The sequence below is a fragment of the Nesterenkonia sp. HG001 genome (genome assembly GCF_034438835.1).
Classification (GTDB): Bacteria; Actinomycetota; Actinomycetes; order Actinomycetales; family Micrococcaceae; genus Nesterenkonia; species Nesterenkonia xinjiangensis.
The window spans coordinates 96,062-119,055 of the sequence record NZ_JAOSZD010000002.1; the positions used below are offsets into that span (position 1 = coordinate 96,062).

Sequence of the window (22,994 nt, forward strand, 5' to 3'; positions counted from 1 at the left end):
GGAGGAACCTGTGGCCAAGGCAAAGTTCGAGCGGACCAAGCCGCACCTCAACATCGGCACCATCGGTCACGTCGACCACGGCAAGACCACGCTGACTGCCGCCATCTCCAAGGTGCTTGGTGACAAGTACCCGGACCTGAACGAGCAGCGTGACTTCGCCTCGATCGACAACGCTCCGGAGGAGCGCGAGCGCGGCATCACGATCAACGTCTCGCACGTCGAGTACCAGACTGAGAAGCGTCACTACGCGCACGTCGACGCTCCCGGTCACGCCGACTACGTGAAGAACATGATCACCGGTGCCGCTCAGATGGACGGCGCGATCCTCGTGGTCGCCGCCACCGACGGCCCGATGGCGCAGACCCGTGAGCACGTCCTCCTGGCCCGCCAGGTCGGCGTCCCCGCACTGCTGGTCGCCCTCAACAAGGCTGACATGGTCGAGGACGAGGAGCTCCTGGACCTGGTCGAGATGGAGGTCCGCGAGCTGCTGTCCGACCAGGACTTCGACGGCGACAACGCACCGGTCATCCGCACCTCCGGCCTGAAGGCCCTCGAGGGCGACGCCGAGTGGGTCAAGACCGTCGAGGAGCTCATGGAGGCCGTCGACGAGTTCATCCCGGAGCCGGAGCGTGACAAGGACAAGCCGTTCCTGATGCCCATCGAGGACGTCTTCACCATCACCGGTCGTGGCACCGTGGTCACCGGCCGTGCCGAGCGCGGCACGCTGAAGATCAACTCGGAGATCGAGATCGTCGGCATCCGTGACAAGCAGAAGACCACGGTCACCGGAATCGAGATGTTCCACAAGCAGCTCGACGAGGCCTGGGCCGGCGAGAACTGTGGTCTGCTGCTCCGCGGTCTGAAGCGTGACGACGTCGAGCGCGGCCAGGTCGTGGCTGCTCCCGGCTCGATCACTCCGCACACCGACTTCGAGGCGAACGTCTACATCCTGTCCAAGGATGAGGGCGGCCGCCACAACCCCTTCTACACCAACTACCGTCCGCAGTTCTACTTCCGTACGACTGACGTGACCGGTGTGATCTCCCTGCCGGAGGGCACCGAGATGGTCATGCCCGGTGACAACACCGAGATGTCCGTCGAGCTGATCCAGCCCATCGCCATGGAGGACGGCCTCGGCTTCGCCATCCGTGAGGGTGGCCGCACCGTGGGTTCGGGTCGTGTGACCAAGATCCTGAAGTGAGCTGATCACCTCCGCTGATCCTCAGGCTGCACCCGGTCTCGACCGGGCGGCATGCTGAGGGAGCACGAGAGCCCCCGACGTCCCCAGGGACGTCGGGGGCTCTCGTTTTGCGTGTCGAGGGTTTTTCTGTCAGGATGGACAAGTTGCTCACGGACGAGTGCGCCCTCCGAAGGTCCAGACAAGCGGCAGTGCCGCAGGTCATGCCTGGAGGAGGAGCCCGAGTCCCGGCGCCCCAGGGTGCCGTCGAGCTGTCAATCTGTTCGTAGTCCAGCCCGACCCACGCGGTGTGTACTGCTGTGTGCGGAGTTCTCCGCCCATCAAAGCGACACGCCCGACCGCGGGGGTCGGAGCCCGACAGGCCGAGCAGCCCGTCTCCTCGACGGGTTCGGCCTGACCGGGATGTGCATCACGGCTTTGCCTGATGCGCAGTCCACAACTGCAGAAGGGGAGTGCCGCCGGAGCCTGTCTGAGACAGGAGCGGGCGATGCCTTTTCTGGGAGCGTCATGCTCTGCCGCAGCGGTGGACTGCGAGAAGACCAGACGAAGAAGCACTGACCAGAAAGAGGCAGACGCCATGGCGGGACAGAAAATCCGCATCCGGCTGAAGTCGTATGACCACGAGGTCATCGACACCTCAGCCCGGAAGATCGTTGACACGGTCACGCGCGCAGGTGCGACGGTGGTGGGCCCGGTGCCGCTGCCCACGGAGAAGAACGTGTACGCCGTGATCCGTTCTCCCCACAAGTACAAGGACAGCCGCGAGCACTTCGAGATGCGCACCCACAAGCGCCTCATCGACATCGTCGACCCCACTCCCAAGGCGGTTGACTCGTTGATGCGTCTCGACCTGCCTGCAGACGTCAATATCGAGATCAAGCTCTGAAGCAGGGAGGTGCTGAGAGAACTATGACCAATATTTCCCGCGTCGAACTGAACGTCAAGGGGCTGCTGGGCACGAAGCTCGGCATGACCCAGGTCTGGGACGAGGACAACAACCTCATCCCGGTCACTGTCGTCCAGGCCGACTCCAATGTCATCACGCAGGTCCGCACCGACGAGACCGACGGATACAACGCAGTGCAGATCGGCTACGGCCAGATCGACCCGCGCAAGGTCACCAAGCCGCTGGCGGGTCACTTCGCCAAGGCCGGTGTGACACCGCGTCGTCACCTCGTCGAGATTCGCACCACCGACTCCTCGTCTTACGAGCTCGGCCAGGACCTGTCCGTCGAGGCCTTCGACGCCGGCCAGAAGGTCGACGTCATCGGCAAGACCAAGGGCAAGGGCTTTGCCGGCGTCATGAAGCGTCACGGCTTCGCCGGTGTCGGTGCGTCCCACGGTTCGCACAAGAACCACCGCAAGCCGGGCTCCATCGGTGGCGCCGCCACTCCGGGCCGCGTCTTCAAGGGTCTGCGCATGGCCGGTCGCATGGGCAACGAGCGCCACACCACGCACAACCTCACCGTCCACGCGGTGGACGCCGAGAAGAACCTGCTGCTCATCAAGGGTGCCGTGCCCGGTGCCCGCGGCCAGGTCGTCCTGGTCCGCACGGCAGTGAAGGGAGCATGATCCACATGGCCAACAAGGTTTCCGTCGACCTCCCTGCCGAGGTCTTCGACGCCAAGACCAACGTCTCGTTGATCCACCAGGTCGTCGTCGCGCAGCAGGCCGCAGCCCGTCAGGGCACGCACAAGGTCAAGACTCGCGCCGAAGTCTCTGGCACCACCGCGAAGCCGTTCCGTCAGAAGGGGACCGGTCGTGCCCGTCAGGGCTCGATGATCGCTCCCCACATGATCGGCGGCGGCATCGTCCACGGCCCGACTCCGCGCAGCTACGCGCAGCGCACCCCGAAGAAGATGAAGGCCGCCGCACTGCGCGGCGTCCTCTCCAACCGGGCGCGCAATGGTCGGATCCACGTCGTGGACGCGCTGGTCACCGAGACTCCGTCCACCAAGGCCGCCCGCGAGGCGCTGGCCGCCTTGGACGGTCAGAACCGCAACTGGCTGGTCGTGATCGACCGCAGCGACGACGTCGCGGCGCTGTCGACCCGCAACCTGCCCCAGGTCCACACGCTGTACTCGGACCAGCTGAACACCTACGACGTCGTCGTCTCCGATGACGTCGTGTTCACCCAGGCCGGCTACGACGCCTTCCTCGCGCAGCAGGCGGGCGCCCAGAAGGAGGAGTCCAAGTGAGCGTCCTGACTGAGAAAGACCCCCGGGACGTGGTCATCGCACCGGTCGTCTCGGAGAAGTCCTACGGTCTGATCGATGAGGGGAAGTACACCTTCCTCGTCGATGTGAAGGCCACCAAGTCGGAGATCAAGTACGCCGTGGAGAAGATCTTCTCGGTGAAGGTCGACTCCGTGAACACGATCAACCGCGCCGGCAAGCGGAAGCGCACGCGCTTCGGCTGGGGCCAGCGCAACGCGACCAAGCGCGCGATCGTGTCCCTCAAAGAGGGGAACATTGACATCTTCGGAGGTCCGCAGGGCTGAGCCCGGCGGAGACCACTTAATCGAGGAAGTAGAACATGGCTATCCGTAACCTCAAGCCGACCACCCCGGGCCAGCGTGGCTCGTCGGTGGCCGACTTCGCAGAGATCACCCGGGACACCCCGGAGAAGTCCCTGCTGCGCCCGCTGTCCAAGACCGGCGGCCGCAACAGCTCGGGCAAGATCACCACTCGTCACAAGGGTGGAGGTCACAAGCGTCAGTACCGTCTGATCGACTTCCGTCGTGCGGACAAGGACGGCGTCCCGGCCAAGGTCGCGCACATCGAGTACGACCCGAACCGCACTGCCCGCATCGCGCTCCTGCACTTCGCCGACGGCACCAAGCGCTACATCCTGGCTCCGGCCAAGCTGGAGCAGGGCGCCGCCATCGAGTCCGGCCCGAACGCGGACATCAAGCCTGGCAACAACCTGCCGCTGCGCAACATCCCCCTGGGTACCGTGATCCACGCTGTGGAGCTGCGTCCCGGCGGCGGTGCCAAGCTCGGCCGGTCCGCCGGCGCCACCATCCAGCTGGTTGCCCGAGAGGGCCGGTACGCCCAGCTGCGACTGCCCTCCGGCGAGGTGCGCAACGTCGACGTCCGCTGCCGTGCGACTGTCGGACAGGTCGGCAACGCCGAGCAGTCCAACATCAACTGGGGCAAGGCCGGCCGCAACCGGTGGAAGGGCGTCCGCCCGACCGTCCGCGGTGTGGTCATGAACCCGGTCGACCACCCGCACGGTGGTGGTGAGGGCAAGACGTCCGGCGGTCGCCACCCGGTGAACCCGAACGGTAAGCCCGAGGGTCGCACGCGTCGTCCCAACAAGGAGAGCGACAAGCTCATCGTGCGTCGCCGTCGTAACAAGAACAAGCGATAGGAGCCTGGAGACATGCCACGCAGCTTGAAGAAGGGCCCCTTCGTTGATCAGCACCTGTATCTGAAGGTGGTCGCTGAGAACGAAAAGGGCACCAAGAACGTCATCAAGACCTGGTCCCGCCGTTCCATGATCATCCCGGACATGCTCGGTCACACGATCGCCGTGCATGACGGGCGCAAGCACATTCCGGTCTTCATCACCGAGTCGATGGTCGGGCACAAGCTCGGCGAATTTGCTCTGACCCGCACGTACCGCGGCCATGTGAAGGACGACAAGAAGGGCAAGCGTCGCTGATCCCCTGATCGGGATGAGTGAACGTGAGCCTCTTCTATCGAGAGACGAGAGAAGGAAAGCAATGGAAGCCAAGGCAATTGCGCGCTACCTGCGTGTGACGCCTATGAAGGCCCGGCGCGTCGTCGACCTTGTCCGCGGCAAGCAGGCCAACGAGGCGCTGGCGATTCTCCAGTTCGCCCCGCAGGCTGCCTCTGAGCCGGTGTACAAGGTGGTGGCGTCCGCGCTGGCGAACGCCCGCCAGCACGCCGACAAGGCCGGTGTCGCCTTCAACGAGGACGACTACTACGTCACCGAGGCCCGTGTGGACGAGGGACCGACCATGAAGCGGTTCCGTCCGCGTGCCCAGGGTCGGGCCTACCGCATCAACAAGCGCACCAGCCACGTCAGCGTCGTGGTCGGTCCGGAAGAGAAAGGTGGGGATCAGTAGTGGGACAGAAGATCAACCCCAACGGTTTCCGTCTGGGCATCACCACTGACCACGTCTCCCACTGGTACGCCGACTCCAGCAAGCCTGGTCAGCGGTACAAGGACTTCGTGAAGGAAGATGTCCAGATCCGGGAGCTGCTGAACAAGAGCGTCGAGCGTGCCGGCATCTCCAAGGTCGAGATCGAGCGCACCCGTGACCGCGTCCGTGTGGACATCCACACTGCGCGTCCGGGCATCGTGATCGGCCGGCGGGGTGCCGAGGCCGACCGCATCCGTGGTGAGCTCGAGAAGCTCAGCGGGAAGCAGATCCAGCTGAACATCCTCGAGGTCAAGAACCCCGAGACTGACGCTCAGCTGGTCGCCCAGGGTGTGGCGGAGCAGCTTGCTTCGCGTGTGGCGTTCCGCCGCGCGATGAAGAAGGCCATCTCCTCGGCCATGCGTGCCGGTGCCAAGGGCATCCGCATCCAGTGCGCCGGCCGTCTGGGCGGTGCGGAGATGTCGCGTTCGGAGTTCTACCGCGAAGGTCGTGTGCCCCTGCACACCCTGCGCGCCAACATCGACTTCGGCAGGCACGAGGCCAAGACCACCTTCGGTCGCATCGGCGTCAAGGTCTGGGTCTACAAGGGTGACCTGACCGCCAAGGAGCTCGCGGCCCAGCAGGCCTCCCAGCCTTCGGGCCGGGGCGGTCGCGGCGGTCGTGGAGGCCCCGGTGGCGGTGGCCCCGGTGGCGGTGAGCGTCGTCGTCGTGGCGGTCGCAGCCGTGACCAGCAGGGCCAGACTGCCGAGTCTTCAGCAGAAGGAGGACAGAGCTGATGCTGATGCCCCGTCGAGTCAAGTACCGCAAGCCGCACAAGCCCAAGCGCCGCGGCCAGGCCAAGGGCGGCACCGAACTCGCTTTCGGCGAGTACGGCATCCAGGCCCTGAGCCACGCCTACGTGACCAACCGCCAGATCGAGTCGGCACGTATCGCGATGACCCGCTACATCAAGCGAGGCGGAAAGGTGTGGATCAACATCTACCCGGACCAGCCGATCACCAAGAAGCCTGCCGAGGTCCGCATGGGCTCCGGTAAGGGTTCGCCCGAGTGGTGGGTCGCCAATGTCAAGCCCGGACGTGTGATGTTCGAGCTGTCCGGTGTCAGCGACGAGGTGGCCAAAGAGGCCCTGCGTCTGGCAATCCACAAGCTGCCGATGAAGGCACGCGTGATCAGCCGAGAGAGTGGTGAGTGACGATGGCAGTTGGATCGAAGGATCTGACGGTTGAGAAGCTCTCGACCATGGACGACGCTTCGCTGGCTGTGCAGCTGCGCAGCGCCAAGGAGGAGCTGTTCAACCTGCGCTTCCAGTCCGCCACCGGTCAGCTGGAGAACTCCAGCCGCCTGAAGGCCGTCAAGCGCGACATCGCCCGGATCTACACCGTCCTTCGGGAGCGTGAGCTGGGCATCCGCGAGGTGGTCGGCGCGGAGGCGGAGTCCACTGAAGAGAAGGCTGAGGACTGATCATGAGCGAGAACACCACAGAAGCACAGGGCACTGAGCGCAACTACCGCAAGAACCTGCGCGGTGTCGTCGTGTCCGACAAGATGGACAAGACCATCGTGGTCGAGGTCGAGGACCGCCGGAAGCACTCCCTGTACGGGAAGGTCATGAAGCGGCACTCGAAGTTCAAGGCCCACGACGAGAACGGTGAGGCCGGCATCGGCGACACCGTGCAGATCTCGGAGACCCGTCCGCTCTCGGCGACCAAGCGCTGGCGTCTGGTGCGGATCATCGAGAAGGCCAAGTGATCAGCAGCTGATCGACTTTCCGTCCCGCCTTCCCTCGCAGGAAGGCCGCGCGGGGGCCTCGGCCCTCGGGCCGTCATACCGTTCGGGACCCGACTCACCGCGGTGAGTTGGGTCCCGAACTGTTTTCAGGTATGATATTGAGCTTGTGCGCCCTTATAGCGGGACCATCCATCCCGCGGGCTCTCATCGCCGGCCATCCGGCCGGGGGAGTCGAGGAAAGCGCATGTCCCCCAGAGCCGCCTCGGCCCCGTGGACAGTGACAGGTCGCGCTCGACGCGACAGACCACGGGGGTAAGCGGCGGGGGAGTGTTCCCGAAGAAGTTCCGCAAGGCTCGTCGGATGGACGACGAGAACCGGCGAGACGACAGGAGATATCCACGTGATCCAGCAGGAATCGCGGCTGAAGATCGCTGACAACACCGGTGCCAAGGAACTCTTGGTCATCCGTGTGCTCGGCGGTTCCGGACGCCGCTACGCAGGCATCGGCGACACATTCGTCGCCACCGTCAAGGACGCCATCCCCGGCGGCAACGTCAAGAAGGGCGACGTCGTCAAGGCTGTGCTCGTCCGTTCCAAGAAGAAGACCCGCCGCAACGACGGCTCCTACATCAGCTTCGATGAGAATGCTGCCGTCATCCTCAAGGGTGAGACTCCGGAGCCCCGCGGCACCCGAATCTTCGGGCCGGTGGGTCGTGAACTGCGCGACAAGAAGTTCATGAAGATCGTCTCTCTCGCGCCGGAGGTGCTCTGACCCATGGCAAAGATCAAGAAGGACGACCTCGTCCAGGTGCTCAGCGGCAAGGACCGCGGTAAGCAGGGCAAGGTCCTCGAGGTGCACCCTGCGAAGGAGCGCGTCGTCGTCGAGGGCGTCAACCGGATGAAGCGTCACCTCCGTGCCGGCCAGTTCGGCAACACCGAGGGCGGCATCGTCGAGTCCGAGGCCGCCATCCACATCTCCAACGTCGCCCTGGTGGACCCGGAGACGGGCAAGACCACCCGCGTCGGCTACCGGGAGGAGACCGTCGAGCGTGACGGCCGCACCAAGACTGTGCGGGTCCGCTACGCCAAGGCCTCCGGAAAGGACCTGTGATGACCGAGGTGCAGAGCGTGACCAAGAAGATCACCCCCCGTCTGAAGAACAAGTACCGCTCCGAGATCCGCGACGCGCTGCAGGTCGAGTTCGGCTACGGCAACGTCATGGAGGTCCCCGGCCTGGTCAAGGTCGTGGTCAACATGGGTGTCGGCGAAGCCGCACGCGACTCCAAGCTCATCGACGGTGCCGTGCGTGACCTGACCAACATCACCGGCCAGAAGCCGAAGGTCACTCGCGCCCGCAAGTCCATCGCGCAGTTCAAGCTGCGTGAGGGCCAGCCGATCGGCACACACACCACGCTGCGCGGGGACCGCATGTGGGAGTTCATCGACCGCCTCGTCACGCTGGCGCTGCCGCGCATCCGTGACTTCCGCGGCCTGAGCCCCAAGCAGTTCGACGGCAACGGCAACTACACGTTCGGCCTGACCGAGCAGGCGGTGTTCCACGAGATCGATCAGGACTCGATCGATCGCGCCCGAGGCATGGACATCACTGTGGTGACCACCGCCAAGACCGATGACGAGGGTCGCGCGCTGCTGAAGGCGCTCGGCTTCCCCTTCAAGACCGAACAGTAAACACTACGCCGCAGGTCCTTTCACCAGAGGTTCCATCGCACCCGGCCGGTCCGGGTTCGACGAGTTCCTTCGGAGATCGGAAACCGCGGTGAGGAAGGGCACACGCCCCACATGACAATGACTGATCCAGTCGCAGACATGCTGACGCGTCTGCGCAACGCGAACTCGGCCTACCACGACCAGGTCTCCATGCCCAGCTCCAAGCTGAAGGTGCGGGTGGCCGACATCCTCAAGGCCGAGGGTTACATCACCGAATGGCGCGAGGAGGAGGCCGAGGTCGGAAAGACCCTGGCCATCGACCTCAAGTTCGGCCCGAACCGTGAGCGTTCGATCGCCGGCCTGCGCCGCATCTCCAAGCCCGGCCTCCGGGTGTATGCGAAGTCCAACAACCTCCCGCACGTGCTGGGCGGTCTGGGCATCGCGATCCTGTCCACCTCTTCCGGTCTGCTCACGGACCGGCAGGCTGCCAAGAAGGGCGTCGGCGGGGAAGTCCTCGCCTACGTCTGGTAACCGGAAGGAGTCGAAGCACAATGTCACGCATCGGTCGTCTTCCGATCACCATCCCTGCCGGCGTCGAGGTCTCCCTCGATGGCCGTGAGATCTCCGTGAAGGGCTCCAAGGGCGAGCTCCACCGCACCCTCTCCGAGGGCATCGGCGTCACCGTTGAGGAGGGCACCATCACGGTGACCCGCCCCGACGATGAGCGCGAATCCCGCTCGCTGCACGGCCTGACCCGCACTTTGATCAACAACATGATCATCGGTGTGACCGAGGGCTACATCAAGAAGCTTGAGATCGTCGGCACCGGCTACCGGGTGCAGGCCAAGGGCTCGGACCTCGAGTTCGCCCTGGGCTACTCGCACCCGATCCAGGTGACGGCCCCCGTGGGCATCACCTTCCAGGTCGAGGGTGCCACCAAGCTCGCGGTCTCCGGCATCGACAAGCAGCAGGTCGGCGAAGTCGCCGCCAACATCCGCAAGCTGCGCAAGCCTGACCCGTACAAGGGCAAAGGCGTGCGCTACGAGGGCGAGCAGATTCGCCGCAAGGCCGGAAAGGCAGGTAAGTAACGCATGGCTATTGGTATCAAGGGCAAGTCGAAGTCCGCTGCCCGCGGCCGTCGCCACCTCCGCCTGCGCAAGAAGATCAGCGGGTCCGCCGAGCGTCCGCGCCTGGTGGTCACCCGTTCCGCCCGCCACATGGTGGCTCAGGTCGTCGACGACGCCCGCAGCCGCACGCTGGTCTCCGCCACGACGATGGAGGCGGACCTGCGCAGCTTCGACGGTGACAAGACCGCCAAGGCGAAGAAGGTCGGCGAGCTGATCGCCGAGCGCGCCCAGGCCGCCGGCATCGGCGCTGTGGTCTTCGACCGCGGCGGCAACAAGTACCACGGTCGCGTGGCCGCCGTCGCTGACGGGGCTCGGGAGGGTGGTCTGAAGCTGTGAGTGAGAACACCGACAACACTGTGAAGGACTCATCTGTGACTGAGGCCAACGAGAACGCCGCCCAGGCTGCTCAGCAGCCGCAGGCCGGCGAGACCCAGCAGGCCGCTGACAAGGGCTCCGGTCGAGGCGGTCGTGACGAGCGCGGCGGCCGTGGTGGCCGTGGGCGTGGTCGCGGCGAGGGCCGAGGCCGCGGCGCCCGCGACGATGATCGGGACAAGTTCCTCGAGCGCGTCGTGACCATCAACCGCGTCTCCAAGGTCGTCAAGGGTGGTCGTCGCTTCAGCTTCACCGCCCTGGTCGTCGTCGGCGACGGTGACGGCATGGTCGGCGTCGGCTACGGCAAGGCCAAGGAGGTGCCCGCCGCGATCCAGAAGGGCGTGGAGGAGGCCAAGAAGAACTTCTTCCGCGTTCCGCGCGTCGGCTCCACCATCCCGCACCTGGTCACCGGTGAGGACGCAGCCGGCGTCGTGCTGCTGCGTCCGGCATCCCCGGGTACCGGTGTGATCGCCGGTGGTCCGGTCCGTGCCGTGCTGGAGTGCGCAGGCATCCACGACGTGCTCACCAAGTCCATGGGCTCGGTGAACGCGATCAACATCGTGCACGGCACTATCGACGCGCTGAAGCAGCTCGAGGAGCCCCAGGCCGTGGCGGCACGCCGCGGCAAGGCCCTCGACGAGGTTGCACCGGCCCCGATGCTCCGCACCATGGAGGCGGACCGCGAGGCCCGTGCGCAGAAGGCAGGTGCATGAGGGTGACTGTCAACTACACCACCGCCAAGAACCTGGTCCCCGGCGACCGTAAGCTGGAGATCACCCAGAAGAAGTCCACCATCGGCGCCACGCCGAAGCACCGTGACACCGTGCGTTCGCTGGGCCTGAAGCGGATCGGCCACACTGTGGTCCGAGACGCCGACGCCGTCACCGTGGGCATGCTGAACAGTGTGAAGCATCTCGTGAATGTCGAGGAGGCCAAGTGATGGCAGAGAACAACGCTGCCGGGTCCGACGTCCTCAAGGTCCACGACCTGCGTCCGGCCCCCGGCTCCAAGAAGGCCCGCACTCGTGTGGGTCGTGGTGAGGCCTCCAAGGGCAAGACGGCAGGTCGCGGCACCAAGGGCACCAAGGCCCGTTATCAGGTCCGTGCCGGCTTCGAGGGTGGGCAGCTTCCGCTGCACATGCGCCTTCCGAAGCTGCGCGGATTCAAGAACCCCAACCGGGTCGAGTTCTCTCCGGTGAACCTGTCCACCCTCGGGGAGCTCTTCCCCGAGGGCGGCGAGGTGACTCCGGAGATCCTCATCTCCAAGGGTGCGGCCAAGAAGGGCCGCCCCGTGAAGGTCCTCGGCTCCGGTGAGATCTCCGCCGCGGTGCAGGTGAAGGCTCACGCCTTCTCCGCCTCCGCCGAGGAGAAGATCACCACGGCCGGAGGTTCGGTCGAGAAGCTGGACCTTCGTCCGGCTCAGGGCTGAACGGCTCGACGCTGATGTATGACGGCCCCCGTCGCGTGCGACGGGGGCCGTCGTGCATCGTCAGCCCCTGCATCGTTCTGCCTCGCTGAAGCCGCCCGGGAGCGCCCGGTGACGGGCTGAGGTTCGGGCAGGATTCTCGCAGGCCCCGCATGTGACGTTAGTATGGCTACTTGTGTGGCCGCCGGACCCCGGTGGCTTCGCACTGTCGCCATGCCGAGGCACCATCCACAGGAGGACGCTTGTTCAGCGCACTAGCCAGGGTGTTCAAGACGCCCGACCTGCGCCGTAAGATCTGGTTCACGATCGGGATCATCACGATCTACCGCATCGGAGCCTTCGTCCCGGCCCCCGGGGTGGACTACGGCGCCGTCCAGCAGTGCCTTGAGCTGGGCACCACCGAAGGAGGCGTGTACTCCTTCGTGAACATGTTCTCCGGCGGTGCGATGCTTCAGGTGTCAGTCTTCGCGCTGGGCATCATGCCCTACATTACTGCGGCCATCATCGTGCAGCTGCTGCGGGTGGTCATCCCACGGTTCGAGAACCTCCAGCGCGAAGGTGCGCAGGGCCAGGCGAAGCTGACCCAGTACACCCGCTATCTGACCATCGGTCTCGCCACGCTCAATGCCACCACGCTGGTTGCCACGGCGCGTTCCGGCGCTCTGCTCGGATGCGACATCCCGATCATCCCGGACGACTCCCTGTGGGTGATCGTCCTGATGATCCTGGTGATGACCTCCGGCGTGGCCCTGATCATGTGGCTCGGTGAGCAGATCACCGAGCGCGGTGTCGGCAACGGCATGTCGATCCTCATCTTCGTCTCCATCGCCGCCGGCTTCCCGGGCGCGATGGGCGAGATCTGGACCGTCCAGGGCTGGCGGACGTTCGCCATCGTGATGCTGATCGGACTGGTGACCATCACGGCGGTCGTCTTCGTCGAGCAGTCCCAGCGCCGCGTGCCGGTCCAGTACGCCAAGCGTCAGGTCGGCCGCCGCACCGTGGGCGGCACCTCGACCTACATCCCGATCAAGGTCAACATGGCCGGCGTCATCCCGGTCATCTTCTCCTCCTCGGTGCTGATGCTCCCCTCGGTGTATCTGCAGTTCAACCAGCCTGCTCCGGGGGAGGAGCCCGGCTGGTTCTCGAACCTGGTGCAGACCTACTTCTCCGGCGGCACCCACCCCGTCTACATGGCGGTCTTCTTCCTGCTGACCATCGGCTTCACCTACTTCTACGTGACGATCACGTTCAACCCGAACGAGGTTGCCGAGAACATGCGCAAGTACGGCGGCTTCATCCCGGGCATCCGGGCCGGTCGGCCCACGGAGGGCTATCTGGCCTACGTGATCTCGCGCATCACCTTCCCTGGTTCGCTGTACCTGGGCTTCATCGCCCTGATCCCGCTCATCGCCTTCGTGCTGATCGGGGCCAACCAGAACTTCCCGTTCGGTGGAACCTCCATCCTCATCATGGTGGGTGTGGGTCTGACCACCGTGAAGCAGATCAACGCTCAGATGGAACAGAGGAACTACGAAGGGCTGCTGCGATGACGAGAATGCTGATCGTCGGACCCGCGGGGTCGGGCAAGGGAACCCAGTCGAAGAGGATCTCCGAGGAGCTTGGCATCGTGGCCATCTCCACCGGTGACATCTTCCGTGCCAACATCAAGGGCCAGACGGAGCTGGGCCAGGAGGCTCAGAAGTACGTCGACGCCGGTGAGCTGGTCCCGGACTCGGTGACCAACCGCATGGTGGAGGACCGCCTCTCCTGGGAGGACGCGCAGGAGGGCTTCCTGCTGGACGGCTACCCACGCAACCGCACCCAGGTCACCGCCCTGGACGAGATGCTCTCTCGCCTGGGCGTGGAGCTCGACGTCGTCCTGGAGCTCACCGCCGACCGCGAGGAGCTGACCCAGCGGCTGAAGAGGCGTGCCGAGATCGAAGGCCGTGAGGACGACGCCGATGAGGACGCCATCCGCCGTCGTCTCGAGCTCTTCCAGACCGAGACCGCGCCGATGATCTCCGCGTACGACTCCCGTGGGCTGCTGCGTCAGGTGGACGGCCTCGGCGCCATCGATGAGGTCAACAGCCGCATCATGGAAGCGATCCGCTCCTGATGTTTTCGCGTCCCCGGGTGGAGCTGAAGACCCCGGAGCAGCTCGCGTCGATGGACGCCGCCGGATCCGTGCTGTGTGAGGCGCTCGATGCCGCCGTCGCTGCCGCAGAGCCGGGGCGGACCACGGCGGAGCTGGATGCGATCTTCGCCGAGGTGCTGGCCGCCCACGAGGCGAAGCCCAACTTCCTGAACTACCACGGGTTCCCCGCGCACATCTGTGCCTCGGTCAATGACGAGGTGGTGCACGGGATACCCGGTGGCCGAGTCCTGCAGCCCGGGGATGTGCTGAAGATCGACGGCGGCTGCATCATCGATGGCTGGCATTCCGACTCGGCGCGCACCGTGATCCTGGGCTCCTCTGCCGAGGGCACCGCCGACGCCGGGGACGAGCGCCTTTCGGAGATCACTCGCCAGGCGATGTGGCGGGGGATCGCAGCGTTCGCCGTCGCCCGACATGTGGGGGAGATCGGGGAGGCCGTCGAGGAGTACGTGGTCTCCCAGCCGGGGGAGCGGCTCGGCATCCTGGAGGACTACGTCGGCCACGGGATCGGTTCCGCCATGCATCTGCCGCCCGATGTCTTCAACTATGCCACCGGTATGAAGGGCACGAAGATCAGGCCCGGGCTCGCGCTGGCCATCGAACCGATGCTGACCCGTGGGGGAATCGAGACCCGGGTGCTCGACGACGACTGGACCGTGGTGACCGACGACGGCAGCCGTGCCAGCCAGTGGGAGCACTCGGTGGCCCGGCATGAGGGCGGGATCTGGGTCCTCACCGCTGCCGACGGCGGCGCCTCCGAACTGGAGCCGCTGGGCATCACCCCCGTTCCCCTCAGCTGATCCGGCCCTGCTTCCTGGCACCCGAGACATCAGCTGGGCACGTGGCAGAGGCCCTCAGATTCCATTGAATTGCCGGGCCGACCCGCGTCAGGTAGGATTGACTGCTGGTTGTCTCTGTGGTTCAGCCGTGCCCGCAGACCGGCGGGCGTCATGCGCTCCCGGTCCTCAGGTCGGCGAGGCTCAGCGGCGTCTGTCAGAAACAGAACCAGATTCTCCCGGCCCGCACATGTGCGCGGCGGCATCATTCCTCATGATCACGGGCCAGACGGTGCGTCGCGCCGTCCTCGGTCAGATATGCGGGCGCCGTCGGCCTCGCGCGGGCACCAGACGGGGGAGTCGCGAACGGTGTGGAGCATATGGGTAAAAAAGAAGGTGTGATCGAGGTGGAGGGCCGGGTGACCGAGGCCCTTCCCAACGCGATGTTCCGTGTGCGTCTGGAGAACGACCACGTGGTGCTTGCCACGATCTCGGGCAAGATGCGCCAGCACTACATCCGGATCCTTCCCGAGGACCGGGTCGTGGTGGAGATGAGCCCGTATGACCTCAACCGTGGACGTATCGTCTACCGCTACAAGTAAAGAGGAAAGTCATGAAGGTTCACCCCAGCGTGAAGCAGATCTGCACTGACTGCAAAGTGATCCGCCGCAACGGCGTGATCCGTGTGATCTGCAAGAATCCGCGCCACAAGCAGCGCCAGGGCTGAGCTCCTCACCATTCTGCACACGATGAAGTGAGGGCGCCCGCGCGCTCGACCACAGCTCAATGATGAATAGCAGTGCAGTCCGTGGATGAGCTGCACGGACACACCTCCGGTTGCCGAAGGCCGGAGACCCGCTGACGGCGTCACCTCCGACGCCGGACGCCCCCGACGCCCGCATCGGGAGGGTCCCAGAGGGAACGCACTGCTTGAGACCTTCGGACTAGAAAGAGGAGGACTGCCATATGGCACGTCTGGCTGGTGTGGACATCCCGCGCGAGAAGCGCACGGTGATCGCACTCACTTACATCTACGGCGTCGGCAAGACACGCGCCAACCTGGCCATCGAGGCCACCGGGATCGCCCCGGACACCCGCGTCAAGGACCTGACTGACGAGCAGCTGGTCGCTCTGCGTGACTACATCGAAGGCAGCTTCACCGTCGAGGGTGACCTCCGTCGTGAGGTCGCCGCAGACATCCGCCGCAAGGTCGAGATCGGTTCCTACCAGGGCCTGCGCCACCGTCGTGGTCTGCCGGTCCGCGGTCAGCGCACCAAGACCAACGCCCGCACCCGCAAGGGTCCGAAGCGCACCGTCGCAGGCAAGAAGAAGTAGTTCGACGTGATGCCCTCGGCCTGAGTCCGTCGGACCGGCCGGCACACGCAGATCAGATCAACTGAGTCACGGAGAGAATATGCCCCCCAAGACCCGCGCAGCGGCACGCAAGCCGCGCCGCAAGGCCAGCAAAAACATCACCCAGGGCCAGGCCCACATCAAGTCGACCTTCAACAACACGATCGTCTCCATCACGGATCCCACCGGCGCCGTGATCTCGTGGGCGTCGTCGGGCGAGGTCGGCCACAAGGGCTCCCGCAAGTCCACCCCGTACGCCGCGCAGATGGCCGCCGAGCAGGCTGCCAAGCGTGCCCAGGAGCACGGCATGCGCAAGGTCGACGTCTTCGTCAAGGGCCCGGGTTCCGGTCGTGAGACCGCCATCCGCTCCCTGCAGGCCGCCGGTCTCGAGGTCGGCTCCATCTCGGACGTCACCCCGAGCGCGCACAACGGCTGCCGCCCGCCGAAGCGCCGTCGCGTCTGAGCGACCTTCTCCAGGACAATGATCCCCGCCGCGACCTCCCTGGTCGCGGCGGGGATGAGCATCATCATCGCTGAGACTGCGTCATATAGCGGATGCACTCTGAAAGGAACCACCAGTGCTCATTGCACAGCGCCCCACGCTGACCGAAGAAGTCGTCGCAGACAACCGTTCCCGCTTCATCATCGAGCCCCTGGAGCCGGGCTTCGGCTACACCCTGGGCAACTCATTGCGTCGCACCCTGCTGTCCTCCATCCCTGGCGCCGCGGTGACCAGCATCCGGATCGACGGCGTGCTCCACGAGTTCACCACCATCGCCGGTGCCAAGGAGGACGTGACTGAGCTCGTCCTCAACGTCAAGCGGCTCTCCGTCTCCTCGGAGCACGACGAGCCCGTCGTCGCCTACCTGCGCAAGGAGGGTCCGGGGGAGGTGACCGCCGCGGACATCACCCCGCCGGCAGGTGTGGAGATCCACAACCCGGAGCTCCACCTGGCCACCCTCAACGAGGACGGCAAGTTGGACCTGGAGCTGACCGTCGAGCGCGGCCGCGGCTACGTCTCGGCCTCGCAGAACAAGGCCGGCGACTCGGAGATCGGCCGCATCCCGGTCGACTCGATCTACTCGCCGGTCCTGAAGGTCAGCTTCAAGGTCGAGGCGACCCGTGTCGAGCAGCGCACCGACTTTGACAAGCTCATCGTCGACGTCGAGACCAAGCCGTCCGTCGTGCCGCGTGACGCGCTGGCTTCGGCCGGCACCACGCTGGTCGAGCTGTTCTCACTGGCTCGTGAGCTCAACGTCGCCGCCGAGGGCATCGAGATCGGCCCGTCGCCGACCGACGCCGCCCTCGCCGCCGACATGGCTCTGCCCATCGAGGACCTCGAGCTGACCGTGCGCTCCTACAACTGCCTCAAGCGCGAGGGCATCCACACCGTGGGTGAACTCGTGGCACGCTCCGAGGCCGACCTGATGGACATCCGCAACTTCGGTGCGAAGTCCATCGACGAGGTCAAGGACAAGCTCACGGAGCTCGGCCTGTCCCTGAAGGACTCCCCGGCGGGCTTCGACCCGACGGCGGCCCGCTTCCAGGAGGCGGGCGAGGGCGAGTACCTCGAGGGCGAGCAGCAGTTCTGAGGGACTGACGCACACGACAACATCTGCGCGTCGCAGGGGATGTGACCCGGCGGCGCACCATCCAAGGAGAACGAGACCATGCCTACTCCCACCAAGGGACCGCGCCTGGGCGGCAGCCCGTCGCACGAGAAGATGATGCTGCAGAACCTCTCTGCCAGCCTGTTCGAGCACCGCTCGATCACCACCACCGTGACCAAGGCCAAGCGCCTGCGTCCCTACGCCGAGCGCCTGATCACCATCGCCAAGAAGGGCGACCTCGCGGCTCGCCGCAAGGTGGTCGGGCAGCTGAGCGCCAAGAACTCCACCAACCAGGCGATCGTGCACGAGCTGTTCACCGTGATCGCCCCGGCCATGGCGGAGCGCGAGGGTGGCTACACCCGTATCACCAAGATCGGCAACCGCAAGGGCGACAACGCTCCGATGGCTGTCATCGAACTGGTGATGGAGCCCGTCTCCCCGAAGCAGGCTGTGGTGAAGGAGGCCGAGCAGGCCGCCGCCGCCCAGGTCGAGGAGGCGCCGGTCGAGGAGGAGCCGGTCGAGGAGGCTCCGGTCGAAGAGGCCGCCGCCGAGGAGCCCACTGCCGAAGAGACCACGGAGGAGACCTCCGAGGAGACCGAGGACAAGTGAGTCCCCGGGGCCTAAGGGCCTCGTGAGTCGTCTCCACCGGCCTCCGGTGCGCCAGGAGCCCCCGATCCCTGCAGGGATCGGGGGCTCCTGCGTGTCTGCGGTGACGGCGGTCCGGCCCGATACCCTGGAGGCCATGACAGACGTGAGGATCCGACTCGACCTGGCCTACGACGGCGGAGCCTACCGCGGCTGGGCCGCCCAGCCCGGGCTGCGCACTGTGGAGGGAGTGCTCACCGACGCGCTGGCCACCCTGATCCGCCGCCCGGTGAAGGTCGTCGTCGCCGGCCGCACCGACGCCGGGGTCCATGCTCGCGGCCAGGTCGTCCACCTGGACCTGCAGCGCGCCGAGTGGGAGGGACTCTCCCGAGGCCGGGACATTCCCCCGCAGGCGGCGATCCTGCGTCGACTGGCCGGCGTGCTCGCGCCTGAGGAGGGCGCCGTCGTCGTCCGTGCCGCCGCGGAGGTTCCCCCGACCTTCGACGCGCGGTTCTCGGCGTTGAGCCGCAGCTACACGTACCGCCTCGCCGATGAGCGCGCCCGGCGTGATCCGCTGCGTCGCGGGGACACCGCCTGGCACCGGGCCCGGCTCGACGACGCGCTGATGGCGGCGGAGACCTCCGGGCTGCTCGGGCTCCATGACTTCGGCAGCTTCTGCCGCCCCCGGGAGCGGGGCACGACCATCCGCGAACTGCAGGAGTTCAGCATCGCCCGTGGCGAAGACGGCGTGCTCACCGCTCGGCTCACTGCCGACGCCTTCTGCCACCACATGGTCCGAGCGCTCATCGGCGCGGCCGTGGACGTGGGGGAGGGGCGCCGGGAGCCGGGGTGGCTGATGCGGCGTCTAGGTACCCCTGAGTGGGACTCTGCGGTCCGCCTGGCCGCACCGCATGGACTGGTCCTGGAGTCGGTGGCTTACCCGGAGGCGGAACAGCTCGCCGCACGTGCGGAGCAGACACGGGCGACCCGTCCGACCTCGCCGGCCTGAGGGTCGGCCCGCACCTGAGACGTGCAGCGAGCCCCGGGCGTGCATCAAAGTGATGTTCCCCACCCAGTGGGCGGGGTCACGGCTCGACGTCGCCCCAGCTTCCGCCGGGAGGACGGGGTGGGCAGGATCCGAGGCTCCTGCGGGGAGTGGAAGCGCTTTCTGGAGCGTGCGGTAGGGTGCCACAGTTCCGCACCGTCTGCGACGTGGCTCATGGGCCGCGCATCATGGGTCGCAGACCCCGTCGACTCGAAGGACCACCTCCTGATGAGCACCACCACCCGATCCCAGGATCCCGCGGTCACCGCCGTGACGTGGGTCGTCCTGGTCGCCGCGTTCGGCGGCTTCCTCTTCGGCTTCGACACCGCCGTGATCAACGGCGCCGTCGGCGCCATCCAGGACACCTTCGGCCTCTCGGAGGTGCTGATCGGCTTCACGGTCTCCTCCGCGCTGCTCGGCTGCATGGTCGGCGCCTGGATCGGCGGGGCCCTCTCCGACCGTCTCGGCCGCGTGCGCGCCATGCTCATCGCGGCGGCCGCGTTCTTCGTCTCGGCGCTCGGCTCCGGCCTGGCGGTGGACACCGTGGACCTGATCATCTGGCGTGTGCTCGGCGGCATCGGGGTGGGCATGGCCTCGGTCATCGCACCCGCATACATCGCTGAGGTCGCGCCCACCAATCTGCGCGGTCGGCTGGGCTCGCTGTGGCAGCTGGCCATCGTCATCGGCATCTTCGCCGCCGCCGTCTCCAACGCCTTCATCTCCAGCCTGGCCGGCGGCGCCTCCGGCGAGCTCTGGTTCGGCGTGGAGGCCTGGCGCTGGATGTTCATCATCGAGTCCGTCCCGGCGCTCATCTACGGGCTGCTGGCCACTTCCATCCCGGAATCTCCGCGCTATCTGGTCTCGCGTGGGGACGACACCCGAGCCGCGAAGGTGCTGCGCGAGGTCGTCGGGCTCACTCGGGAGGCCGAGGTGCGCGAGAAGATCTCCGAGATCAGCCGCACCATCAATATGGAGTCCCGTCAGCGCCTCCGGGATCTGCTGGCCTCAGGGAAGGTCATGCCCATTGTGTGGGTCGGGCTGGGGCTGGCGGTCTTCCAGCAGTTCGTGGGCATCAACGTGATCTTCTACTACTCGAACACCCTCTGGCAGTCGGTGGGGATCCCCGAGGACCAGTCCTTCCTCATCCAGGTCATCACCACCACGGTGAACATCATCGCCACCGTGGTCGGCATCATGATCGTGGACAAAGTGGGCCGCCGCATCCCGCTGGCGATCGGCTCGGCCGGCATGGCGGCAGGTCTGGCCATGATGGCCGTGGCCTTCTCCCAGGCCGCGGTCGCCGAGGGCGCCGGTGGGGAGGAGATCGTCAGCCTGCCCGGAGCCTGGGGAATCGTCGCGCTGATCTCGGCCAACGTGTTCGTGCTGTTCTTCGGGGCCACCTGGGGCCCGTTCATGTGGCTGCTGCTGGGAGAGATGTTCCCCAACCGCATCCGAGCGATCGCCCTGGGCCTGACCGCCTCGGCGAACTGGGCGGCCAACTTCGTGATCTCCACGATCTTCCCCTCCATGGCGGAGCTGTCGCTGGTCTTCGCCTATGGCTTCTACGCCGTCTCCGCGCTGCTGTCGCTGGTCTTCGTGCTGAAGTGGGTCCCGGAGACCAAGGGGCGTGAGCTCGAGGACATGGCCGAGGGGGCCTACTCGAAGCAGGGCTGAGTCCGGCCGGCGCGGCCGACCGGATCAGCCGTCGATGACGGCGACGAGCTCGTCGAGGAAGGACTCGAAGTCCTGTCCGCGGCGCAGGATGCGCTGCACCGAGGCACGTTCGCTGAAGACCTCCACCAGCTGCTCGAAGATCGTCTGGAAGGCCTCACGCTCCTCCTCGCTGAACGCCACCAGGGCCACCACCTGCACCCGGGCGTCGCCCCAGGGCACGGAGCCTTCGGCGATGCCCAGGGCGATGGCGGTCCGGCTGGCGGTCATCTGCAGCGCGTGCGGCACCGCCAGCGCCTCGGTGAACGCCGTGGAGGAGAGCTGTTCCCGCTCCACAGTGCGGTCGATGTAGCTCTGGTCGATGATGCCTCGGGCGGCCAAGGGCGCCGCGAGCCGGCGGATGGCCTGCTCCTCGTCGGTGGTGTCCAGGGGCCGGATGAACGCATCCGCGCTGAGGTAGCGCTCCAGCTCCTCTCGCAGCCGCGCCAGTCGACGTCCCCGGCGCAGCCGAGACGCGGCCAGGGTGATCCGCTCCAGGTCCGCCTGCGTGAGGAAGGGCGGGAGGGTGACGGTCCGCTCGTCGCGCTGGGGCGGCTCGATGGTGGTCAGCACCAGATCGGTGTCCAGAGCTGCCCAGTCCGGGTCCGCCTGGGTCTCCACCCCGATGACCTCGATGCTGGGCCCCAGGGCCCCGGCGATCCGTGAACGCAGCAGCTCATGCAGCTCGTAGTAGCCGGGGCAGACGATCGTGGCGGTGAGCACCGACTCCGCCATGCGGCTGCGTTCCAGCCTGCCTCCCACGTGCATGGCGATATAGGCGATCTCATCGTCGTGGATCTCCACGTCCAGCCGCTGCGCCACGTGGCTGGCGATCGAGACGGCCACCTGGAAGATCATCGGGTAGGCGGACTTCAGCGAGCGGGTCAGCGGGTTCCTGACCGTGGCGTGCTCTCGGGAGCGCAGCACGAGGTTCTGCACGTGCAGGCTGAGCCGCCGGATGAACTCCTCCTCCACGATGTCCACCAGATAGCCGTGAGCGGCATGGGTCACGGCCTCGCGCACCGTGGCCTCGATCTGCGGGTCCAGCCGGACCTGCTCCCGGGTGGCTCCGCCCGGGGCGACCACGCGGGTCAGCACCAGGGAGGAGAGGTGCTGCAGGTCCCCGGGGCCCAGGGAGACCTCGAAGTGGCGGCGACTGAGCGAGTCGATGGTGGCGGTCAGCCGGCGCTGGTCCGGGCTCGGATCCCCGTGGGTGCTCTGCAGGGCATGGCCTCGCAGCACCCGGTCGGCGGCGATGGCGGAGTGCAGGGCGACGTCGGCGGCGGCGAACTCGTTGACGTACCAGCCCAGTGAGGCCAGTTCCGCGGTGAGCTCGCGGGTGAAGGCCCCGAAGGCGGCGCTGTCCACCGTGCCCAGACCTGCGGCACGACGCAGCGCCTCGACGTCGAAGGTGCCCTCCTCCATCTCCTCATGGGCGAGCCGAGAGACCAGGCGGCGCTGGGCGAGCTCGTCGCCCAGCAGCCGCACTCGGGGGCCGCTGCGTGCCAGGTGCAGCTCGGTGCCGTCGAGCAGCCCGCGCACCCGCGCGAGGTCGGCCTCCACGGTGGCCTCGCTGACGAACAGCCGCTCGGCCGTCGCGAAGATGTCGAGGCCGTCCTCAGCCTCCAGCAGCACGCGCACCAGGCGGTGCAGACGGTCCCGCGGGGTCTCCTGCGCGTGGTCCGCGCGCAGCCCGGCCAGCACCGGGCGGTGGGCGCGGTAGCCCGAGGGGCCCGACTCGACGGCATCGCCGTCCGGGGTCCGGGCGTTGATCTGGGCGATGTAGGAACGCACGCTGCGCGGGGTCACCCCCAGCAGGTCCGCCAAGGCGGCCGCGGTGGTCCAGCCGCGATCCCGCAGCAGCAGGGCGACCAGCTGGTCCTGGCGCTGCCGGGTCATGGCATGCCCCCTCCTGCGCATGGGTTGGATGATGAGCGGGCCCTGCTCCCGGGTGCTGGCGGGGCTGGGCTCCCCGCCCACCCTACCCGCGGCCGGCATCGCCACAGACGGCATCCCGGCCCGGGTGACCGGGGGCTTCCGCAGGGGAGGAAACATCAGTGGTTGTGACCGGGCTCTCTCCGCACGGAGAATCGTCCTCAGGAGCAGGCGGCGCT

General features: G+C 66.6%; 33 protein-coding genes. 32 read left to right on the forward strand and 1 reads right to left on the reverse strand.

Annotated features, from left to right (window positions below):
* Positions 1 to 10: 10 nt before the first annotated feature.
* The 32 genes from tuf to ODE13_RS03245 all read left to right on the forward strand — a co-directional run bounded on the left by tuf (position 11) and on the right by ODE13_RS03245 (position 20,844).
* A complete protein-coding gene (tuf, locus tag ODE13_RS03090; protein ID WP_179540893.1) occupies positions 11 to 1,201 on the forward strand; it encodes an elongation factor Tu in 1,191 nt (396 codons plus the stop codon).
* A 574-nt stretch (positions 1,202 to 1,775) separates the two neighbouring features.
* Positions 1,776 to 2,084: a 30S ribosomal protein S10 gene (gene rpsJ, locus ODE13_RS03095; RefSeq protein ID WP_022871716.1), complete on the forward strand. Its 309-nt coding sequence runs from the start codon at positions 1,776 to 1,778 to the stop codon at positions 2,082 to 2,084.
* A 23-nt stretch (positions 2,085 to 2,107) separates the two neighbouring features.
* Entirely contained in the window at positions 2,108 to 2,770 is a 663-nt protein-coding gene (gene rplC, locus ODE13_RS03100; protein WP_179540892.1) for a 50S ribosomal protein L3, read from the forward strand.
* 5 nt (positions 2,771 to 2,775) lie between these two features.
* Positions 2,776 to 3,396: a 50S ribosomal protein L4 gene (rplD, locus tag ODE13_RS03105; protein ID WP_179540891.1), complete on the forward strand. Its 621-nt coding sequence runs from the start codon at positions 2,776 to 2,778 to the stop codon at positions 3,394 to 3,396.
* Positions 3,393 to 3,698, forward strand: a complete 306-nt coding sequence (rplW, locus tag ODE13_RS03110) for a 50S ribosomal protein L23 (RefSeq protein WP_179540890.1) — start codon at positions 3,393 to 3,395, stop codon at positions 3,696 to 3,698. The genes rplD and rplW overlap by 4 nt, the downstream gene beginning before the upstream one ends.
* Positions 3,699 to 3,733: 35 nt before the next feature.
* Positions 3,734 to 4,570: a 50S ribosomal protein L2 gene (gene rplB, locus ODE13_RS03115; protein WP_322477949.1), complete on the forward strand. Its 837-nt coding sequence runs from the start codon at positions 3,734 to 3,736 to the stop codon at positions 4,568 to 4,570.
* 12 nt (positions 4,571 to 4,582) lie between these two features.
* Positions 4,583 to 4,864 carry a 30S ribosomal protein S19 gene (gene rpsS, locus ODE13_RS03120; protein ID WP_179540888.1) on the forward strand — a complete coding sequence of 94 codons (282 nt, stop codon included), beginning with the start codon at positions 4,583 to 4,585 and terminating at the stop codon, positions 4,862 to 4,864.
* Between the two features lie 61 nt (positions 4,865 to 4,925).
* Entirely contained in the window at positions 4,926 to 5,291 is a 366-nt protein-coding gene (gene rplV, locus ODE13_RS03125; RefSeq protein ID WP_322477950.1) for a 50S ribosomal protein L22, read from the forward strand.
* Positions 5,291 to 6,103, forward strand: a complete 813-nt coding sequence (gene rpsC, locus ODE13_RS03130) for a 30S ribosomal protein S3 (protein WP_179540886.1) — start codon at positions 5,291 to 5,293, stop codon at positions 6,101 to 6,103. The genes rplV and rpsC overlap by 1 nt, the downstream gene beginning before the upstream one ends.
* Positions 6,103 to 6,519 carry a 50S ribosomal protein L16 gene (gene rplP / locus ODE13_RS03135; protein ID WP_179540885.1) on the forward strand — a complete coding sequence of 139 codons (417 nt, stop codon included), beginning with the start codon at positions 6,103 to 6,105 and terminating at the stop codon, positions 6,517 to 6,519. The genes rpsC and rplP overlap by 1 nt, the downstream gene beginning before the upstream one ends.
* Before the next feature lie 2 nt (positions 6,520 to 6,521).
* Positions 6,522 to 6,788 carry a 50S ribosomal protein L29 gene (rpmC, locus tag ODE13_RS03140; RefSeq protein ID WP_179540884.1) on the forward strand — a complete coding sequence of 89 codons (267 nt, stop codon included), beginning with the start codon at positions 6,522 to 6,524 and terminating at the stop codon, positions 6,786 to 6,788.
* A gap of 2 nt (positions 6,789 to 6,790) precedes the next feature.
* The gene (rpsQ, locus tag ODE13_RS03145; RefSeq protein ID WP_179540883.1) at positions 6,791 to 7,075 is read left to right on the forward strand and encodes a 30S ribosomal protein S17; all 285 of its coding nucleotides are present in this window, start codon (positions 6,791 to 6,793) and stop codon (positions 7,073 to 7,075) included.
* A 379-nt stretch (positions 7,076 to 7,454) separates the two neighbouring features.
* The gene (gene rplN, locus ODE13_RS03150; protein WP_179540882.1) at positions 7,455 to 7,826 is read left to right on the forward strand and encodes a 50S ribosomal protein L14; all 372 of its coding nucleotides are present in this window, start codon (positions 7,455 to 7,457) and stop codon (positions 7,824 to 7,826) included.
* 3 nt (positions 7,827 to 7,829) lie between these two features.
* Positions 7,830 to 8,165, forward strand: coding sequence for a 50S ribosomal protein L24 (gene rplX / locus ODE13_RS03155; RefSeq protein ID WP_179540881.1), 336 nt, complete (start codon positions 7,830 to 7,832; stop codon positions 8,163 to 8,165).
* Positions 8,165 to 8,743 (forward strand): 50S ribosomal protein L5, encoded by a 579-nt coding sequence (rplE, locus tag ODE13_RS03160; protein ID WP_322477951.1) that lies wholly within the window; start codon positions 8,165 to 8,167, stop codon positions 8,741 to 8,743. Before rplX ends, rplE begins: the two co-directional genes overlap by 1 nt.
* 111 nt (positions 8,744 to 8,854) lie before the next feature.
* Entirely contained in the window at positions 8,855 to 9,253 is a 399-nt protein-coding gene (gene rpsH, locus ODE13_RS03165) for a 30S ribosomal protein S8 (protein WP_179540879.1), read from the forward strand.
* A gap of 20 nt (positions 9,254 to 9,273) precedes the next feature.
* Positions 9,274 to 9,810 (forward strand): 50S ribosomal protein L6, encoded by a 537-nt coding sequence (gene rplF / locus ODE13_RS03170; protein ID WP_179540878.1) that lies wholly within the window; start codon positions 9,274 to 9,276, stop codon positions 9,808 to 9,810.
* 3 nt (positions 9,811 to 9,813) lie between these two features.
* Entirely contained in the window at positions 9,814 to 10,185 is a 372-nt protein-coding gene (gene rplR / locus ODE13_RS03175) for a 50S ribosomal protein L18 (protein ID WP_179540877.1), read from the forward strand.
* Positions 10,186 to 10,220: 35 nt separating this feature from the next.
* The gene (gene rpsE / locus ODE13_RS03180; protein ID WP_378937580.1) at positions 10,221 to 10,934 is read left to right on the forward strand and encodes a 30S ribosomal protein S5; all 714 of its coding nucleotides are present in this window, start codon (positions 10,221 to 10,223) and stop codon (positions 10,932 to 10,934) included.
* A complete protein-coding gene (gene rpmD / locus ODE13_RS03185) occupies positions 10,931 to 11,161 on the forward strand; it encodes a 50S ribosomal protein L30 (protein WP_179540875.1) in 231 nt (76 codons plus the stop codon). The genes rpsE and rpmD overlap by 4 nt, the downstream gene beginning before the upstream one ends.
* Positions 11,161 to 11,649 carry a 50S ribosomal protein L15 gene (gene rplO, locus ODE13_RS03190; protein WP_179540874.1) on the forward strand — a complete coding sequence of 163 codons (489 nt, stop codon included), beginning with the start codon at positions 11,161 to 11,163 and terminating at the stop codon, positions 11,647 to 11,649. The genes rpmD and rplO overlap by 1 nt, the downstream gene beginning before the upstream one ends.
* A 239-nt stretch (positions 11,650 to 11,888) precedes the next feature.
* On the forward strand, positions 11,889 to 13,196 hold the full coding sequence (secY, locus tag ODE13_RS03195; protein WP_179540873.1) for a preprotein translocase subunit SecY: 1,308 nt from the start codon (positions 11,889 to 11,891) through the stop codon (positions 13,194 to 13,196).
* Positions 13,193 to 13,762: an adenylate kinase gene (locus ODE13_RS03200; protein ID WP_179540872.1), complete on the forward strand. Its 570-nt coding sequence runs from the start codon at positions 13,193 to 13,195 to the stop codon at positions 13,760 to 13,762. The genes secY and ODE13_RS03200 overlap by 4 nt, the downstream gene beginning before the upstream one ends.
* A complete protein-coding gene (gene map, locus ODE13_RS03205; protein ID WP_416210532.1) occupies positions 13,762 to 14,601 on the forward strand; it encodes a type I methionyl aminopeptidase in 840 nt (279 codons plus the stop codon). Before ODE13_RS03200 ends, map begins: the two co-directional genes overlap by 1 nt.
* 356 nt (positions 14,602 to 14,957) lie before the next feature.
* Positions 14,958 to 15,179, forward strand: a complete 222-nt coding sequence (gene infA / locus ODE13_RS03210) for a translation initiation factor IF-1 (protein ID WP_070162529.1) — start codon at positions 14,958 to 14,960, stop codon at positions 15,177 to 15,179.
* Between the two features lie 11 nt (positions 15,180 to 15,190).
* Complete coding sequence (gene rpmJ / locus ODE13_RS03215; RefSeq protein ID WP_179540871.1) at positions 15,191 to 15,304, forward strand: 50S ribosomal protein L36; 114 nt, start codon at positions 15,191 to 15,193, stop codon at positions 15,302 to 15,304.
* 239 nt (positions 15,305 to 15,543) lie between these two features.
* A complete protein-coding gene (gene rpsM, locus ODE13_RS03220) occupies positions 15,544 to 15,912 on the forward strand; it encodes a 30S ribosomal protein S13 (RefSeq protein WP_179540870.1) in 369 nt (122 codons plus the stop codon).
* 79 nt (positions 15,913 to 15,991) lie between these two features.
* Positions 15,992 to 16,393: a 30S ribosomal protein S11 gene (rpsK, locus tag ODE13_RS03225; protein ID WP_179540869.1), complete on the forward strand. Its 402-nt coding sequence runs from the start codon at positions 15,992 to 15,994 to the stop codon at positions 16,391 to 16,393.
* A 115-nt stretch (positions 16,394 to 16,508) separates the two neighbouring features.
* Positions 16,509 to 17,522, forward strand: a complete 1,014-nt coding sequence (locus tag ODE13_RS03230; protein WP_179540868.1) for a DNA-directed RNA polymerase subunit alpha — start codon at positions 16,509 to 16,511, stop codon at positions 17,520 to 17,522.
* Positions 17,523 to 17,600: 78 nt separating this feature from the next.
* Positions 17,601 to 18,149, forward strand: coding sequence for a 50S ribosomal protein L17 (gene rplQ / locus ODE13_RS03235; RefSeq protein WP_322477952.1), 549 nt, complete (start codon positions 17,601 to 17,603; stop codon positions 18,147 to 18,149).
* Between the two features lie 133 nt (positions 18,150 to 18,282).
* Positions 18,283 to 19,134, forward strand: a complete 852-nt coding sequence (truA, locus tag ODE13_RS03240; protein WP_322477953.1) for a tRNA pseudouridine(38-40) synthase TruA — start codon at positions 18,283 to 18,285, stop codon at positions 19,132 to 19,134.
* Between the two features lie 210 nt (positions 19,135 to 19,344).
* Positions 19,345 to 20,844 carry a sugar porter family MFS transporter gene (locus ODE13_RS03245; protein WP_322477954.1) on the forward strand — a complete coding sequence of 500 codons (1,500 nt, stop codon included), beginning with the start codon at positions 19,345 to 19,347 and terminating at the stop codon, positions 20,842 to 20,844.
* A 24-nt stretch (positions 20,845 to 20,868) separates the two neighbouring features.
* Here the strand turns inward: ODE13_RS03245 and ODE13_RS03250 are convergent, their stop codons facing one another.
* Positions 20,869 to 22,779: a BglG family transcription antiterminator gene (locus ODE13_RS03250; RefSeq protein ID WP_322477955.1), complete on the reverse strand. Its 1,911-nt coding sequence runs from the start codon at positions 22,777 to 22,779 to the stop codon at positions 20,869 to 20,871.
* Between the last annotated feature and the right edge of the window lie 215 nt (positions 22,780 to 22,994).

Excerpts from the sequence above, each read along its gene's own strand:
- rpmC (WP_179540884.1), top strand. The coding sequence starts at position 6,522 with ATGGCAGTTGGATCGAAGGATCTGACGGTTGAGAAGCTCTCGACCATG.
- rplX (WP_179540881.1), top strand. The coding sequence starts at position 7,830 with ATGGCAAAGATCAAGAAGGACGACCTCGTCCAGGTGCTCAGCGGCAAG.
- rplQ (WP_322477952.1), top strand. The coding sequence starts at position 17,601 with ATGCCTACTCCCACCAAGGGACCGCGCCTGGGCGGCAGCCCGTCGCAC.
- truA (WP_322477953.1), top strand. The coding sequence starts at position 18,283 with ATGACAGACGTGAGGATCCGACTCGACCTGGCCTACGACGGCGGAGCC.
- rpsQ (WP_179540883.1), top strand. The coding sequence starts at position 6,791 with ATGAGCGAGAACACCACAGAAGCACAGGGCACTGAGCGCAACTACCGC.
- rplV (WP_322477950.1), top strand. The coding sequence starts at position 4,926 with ATGGAAGCCAAGGCAATTGCGCGCTACCTGCGTGTGACGCCTATGAAG.
- ODE13_RS03200 (WP_179540872.1), top strand. The coding sequence starts at position 13,193 with ATGACGAGAATGCTGATCGTCGGACCCGCGGGGTCGGGCAAGGGAACC.
- rpsM (WP_179540870.1), top strand. The coding sequence starts at position 15,544 with ATGGCACGTCTGGCTGGTGTGGACATCCCGCGCGAGAAGCGCACGGTG.
- rplD (WP_179540891.1), top strand. The coding sequence starts at position 2,776 with ATGGCCAACAAGGTTTCCGTCGACCTCCCTGCCGAGGTCTTCGACGCC.
- rplF (WP_179540878.1), top strand. The coding sequence starts at position 9,274 with ATGTCACGCATCGGTCGTCTTCCGATCACCATCCCTGCCGGCGTCGAG.
- ODE13_RS03245 (WP_322477954.1), top strand. The coding sequence starts at position 19,345 with ATGGGCCGCGCATCATGGGTCGCAGACCCCGTCGACTCGAAGGACCAC.
- ODE13_RS03250 (WP_322477955.1), bottom strand. The coding sequence starts at position 22,779 with ATGACCCGGCAGCGCCAGGACCAGCTGGTCGCCCTGCTGCTGCGGGAT.
- rpsK (WP_179540869.1), top strand. The coding sequence starts at position 15,992 with ATGCCCCCCAAGACCCGCGCAGCGGCACGCAAGCCGCGCCGCAAGGCC.
- rpmJ (WP_179540871.1), top strand. The coding sequence starts at position 15,191 with ATGAAGGTTCACCCCAGCGTGAAGCAGATCTGCACTGACTGCAAAGTG.
- rpsH (WP_179540879.1), top strand. The coding sequence starts at position 8,855 with ATGACAATGACTGATCCAGTCGCAGACATGCTGACGCGTCTGCGCAAC.
- map (WP_416210532.1), top strand. The coding sequence starts at position 13,762 with ATGTTTTCGCGTCCCCGGGTGGAGCTGAAGACCCCGGAGCAGCTCGCG.
- rplE (WP_322477951.1), top strand. The coding sequence starts at position 8,165 with ATGACCGAGGTGCAGAGCGTGACCAAGAAGATCACCCCCCGTCTGAAG.
- infA (WP_070162529.1), top strand. The coding sequence starts at position 14,958 with ATGGGTAAAAAAGAAGGTGTGATCGAGGTGGAGGGCCGGGTGACCGAG.
- rpsS (WP_179540888.1), top strand. The coding sequence starts at position 4,583 with ATGCCACGCAGCTTGAAGAAGGGCCCCTTCGTTGATCAGCACCTGTAT.
- rplO (WP_179540874.1), top strand. The coding sequence starts at position 11,161 with ATGGCAGAGAACAACGCTGCCGGGTCCGACGTCCTCAAGGTCCACGAC.
- rpmD (WP_179540875.1), top strand. The coding sequence starts at position 10,931 with ATGAGGGTGACTGTCAACTACACCACCGCCAAGAACCTGGTCCCCGGC.
- rplC (WP_179540892.1), top strand. The coding sequence starts at position 2,108 with ATGACCAATATTTCCCGCGTCGAACTGAACGTCAAGGGGCTGCTGGGC.
- rplR (WP_179540877.1), top strand. The coding sequence starts at position 9,814 with ATGGCTATTGGTATCAAGGGCAAGTCGAAGTCCGCTGCCCGCGGCCGT.
- rpsJ (WP_022871716.1), top strand. The coding sequence starts at position 1,776 with ATGGCGGGACAGAAAATCCGCATCCGGCTGAAGTCGTATGACCACGAG.
- rplP (WP_179540885.1), top strand. The coding sequence starts at position 6,103 with ATGCTGATGCCCCGTCGAGTCAAGTACCGCAAGCCGCACAAGCCCAAG.
- rplB (WP_322477949.1), top strand. The coding sequence starts at position 3,734 with ATGGCTATCCGTAACCTCAAGCCGACCACCCCGGGCCAGCGTGGCTCG.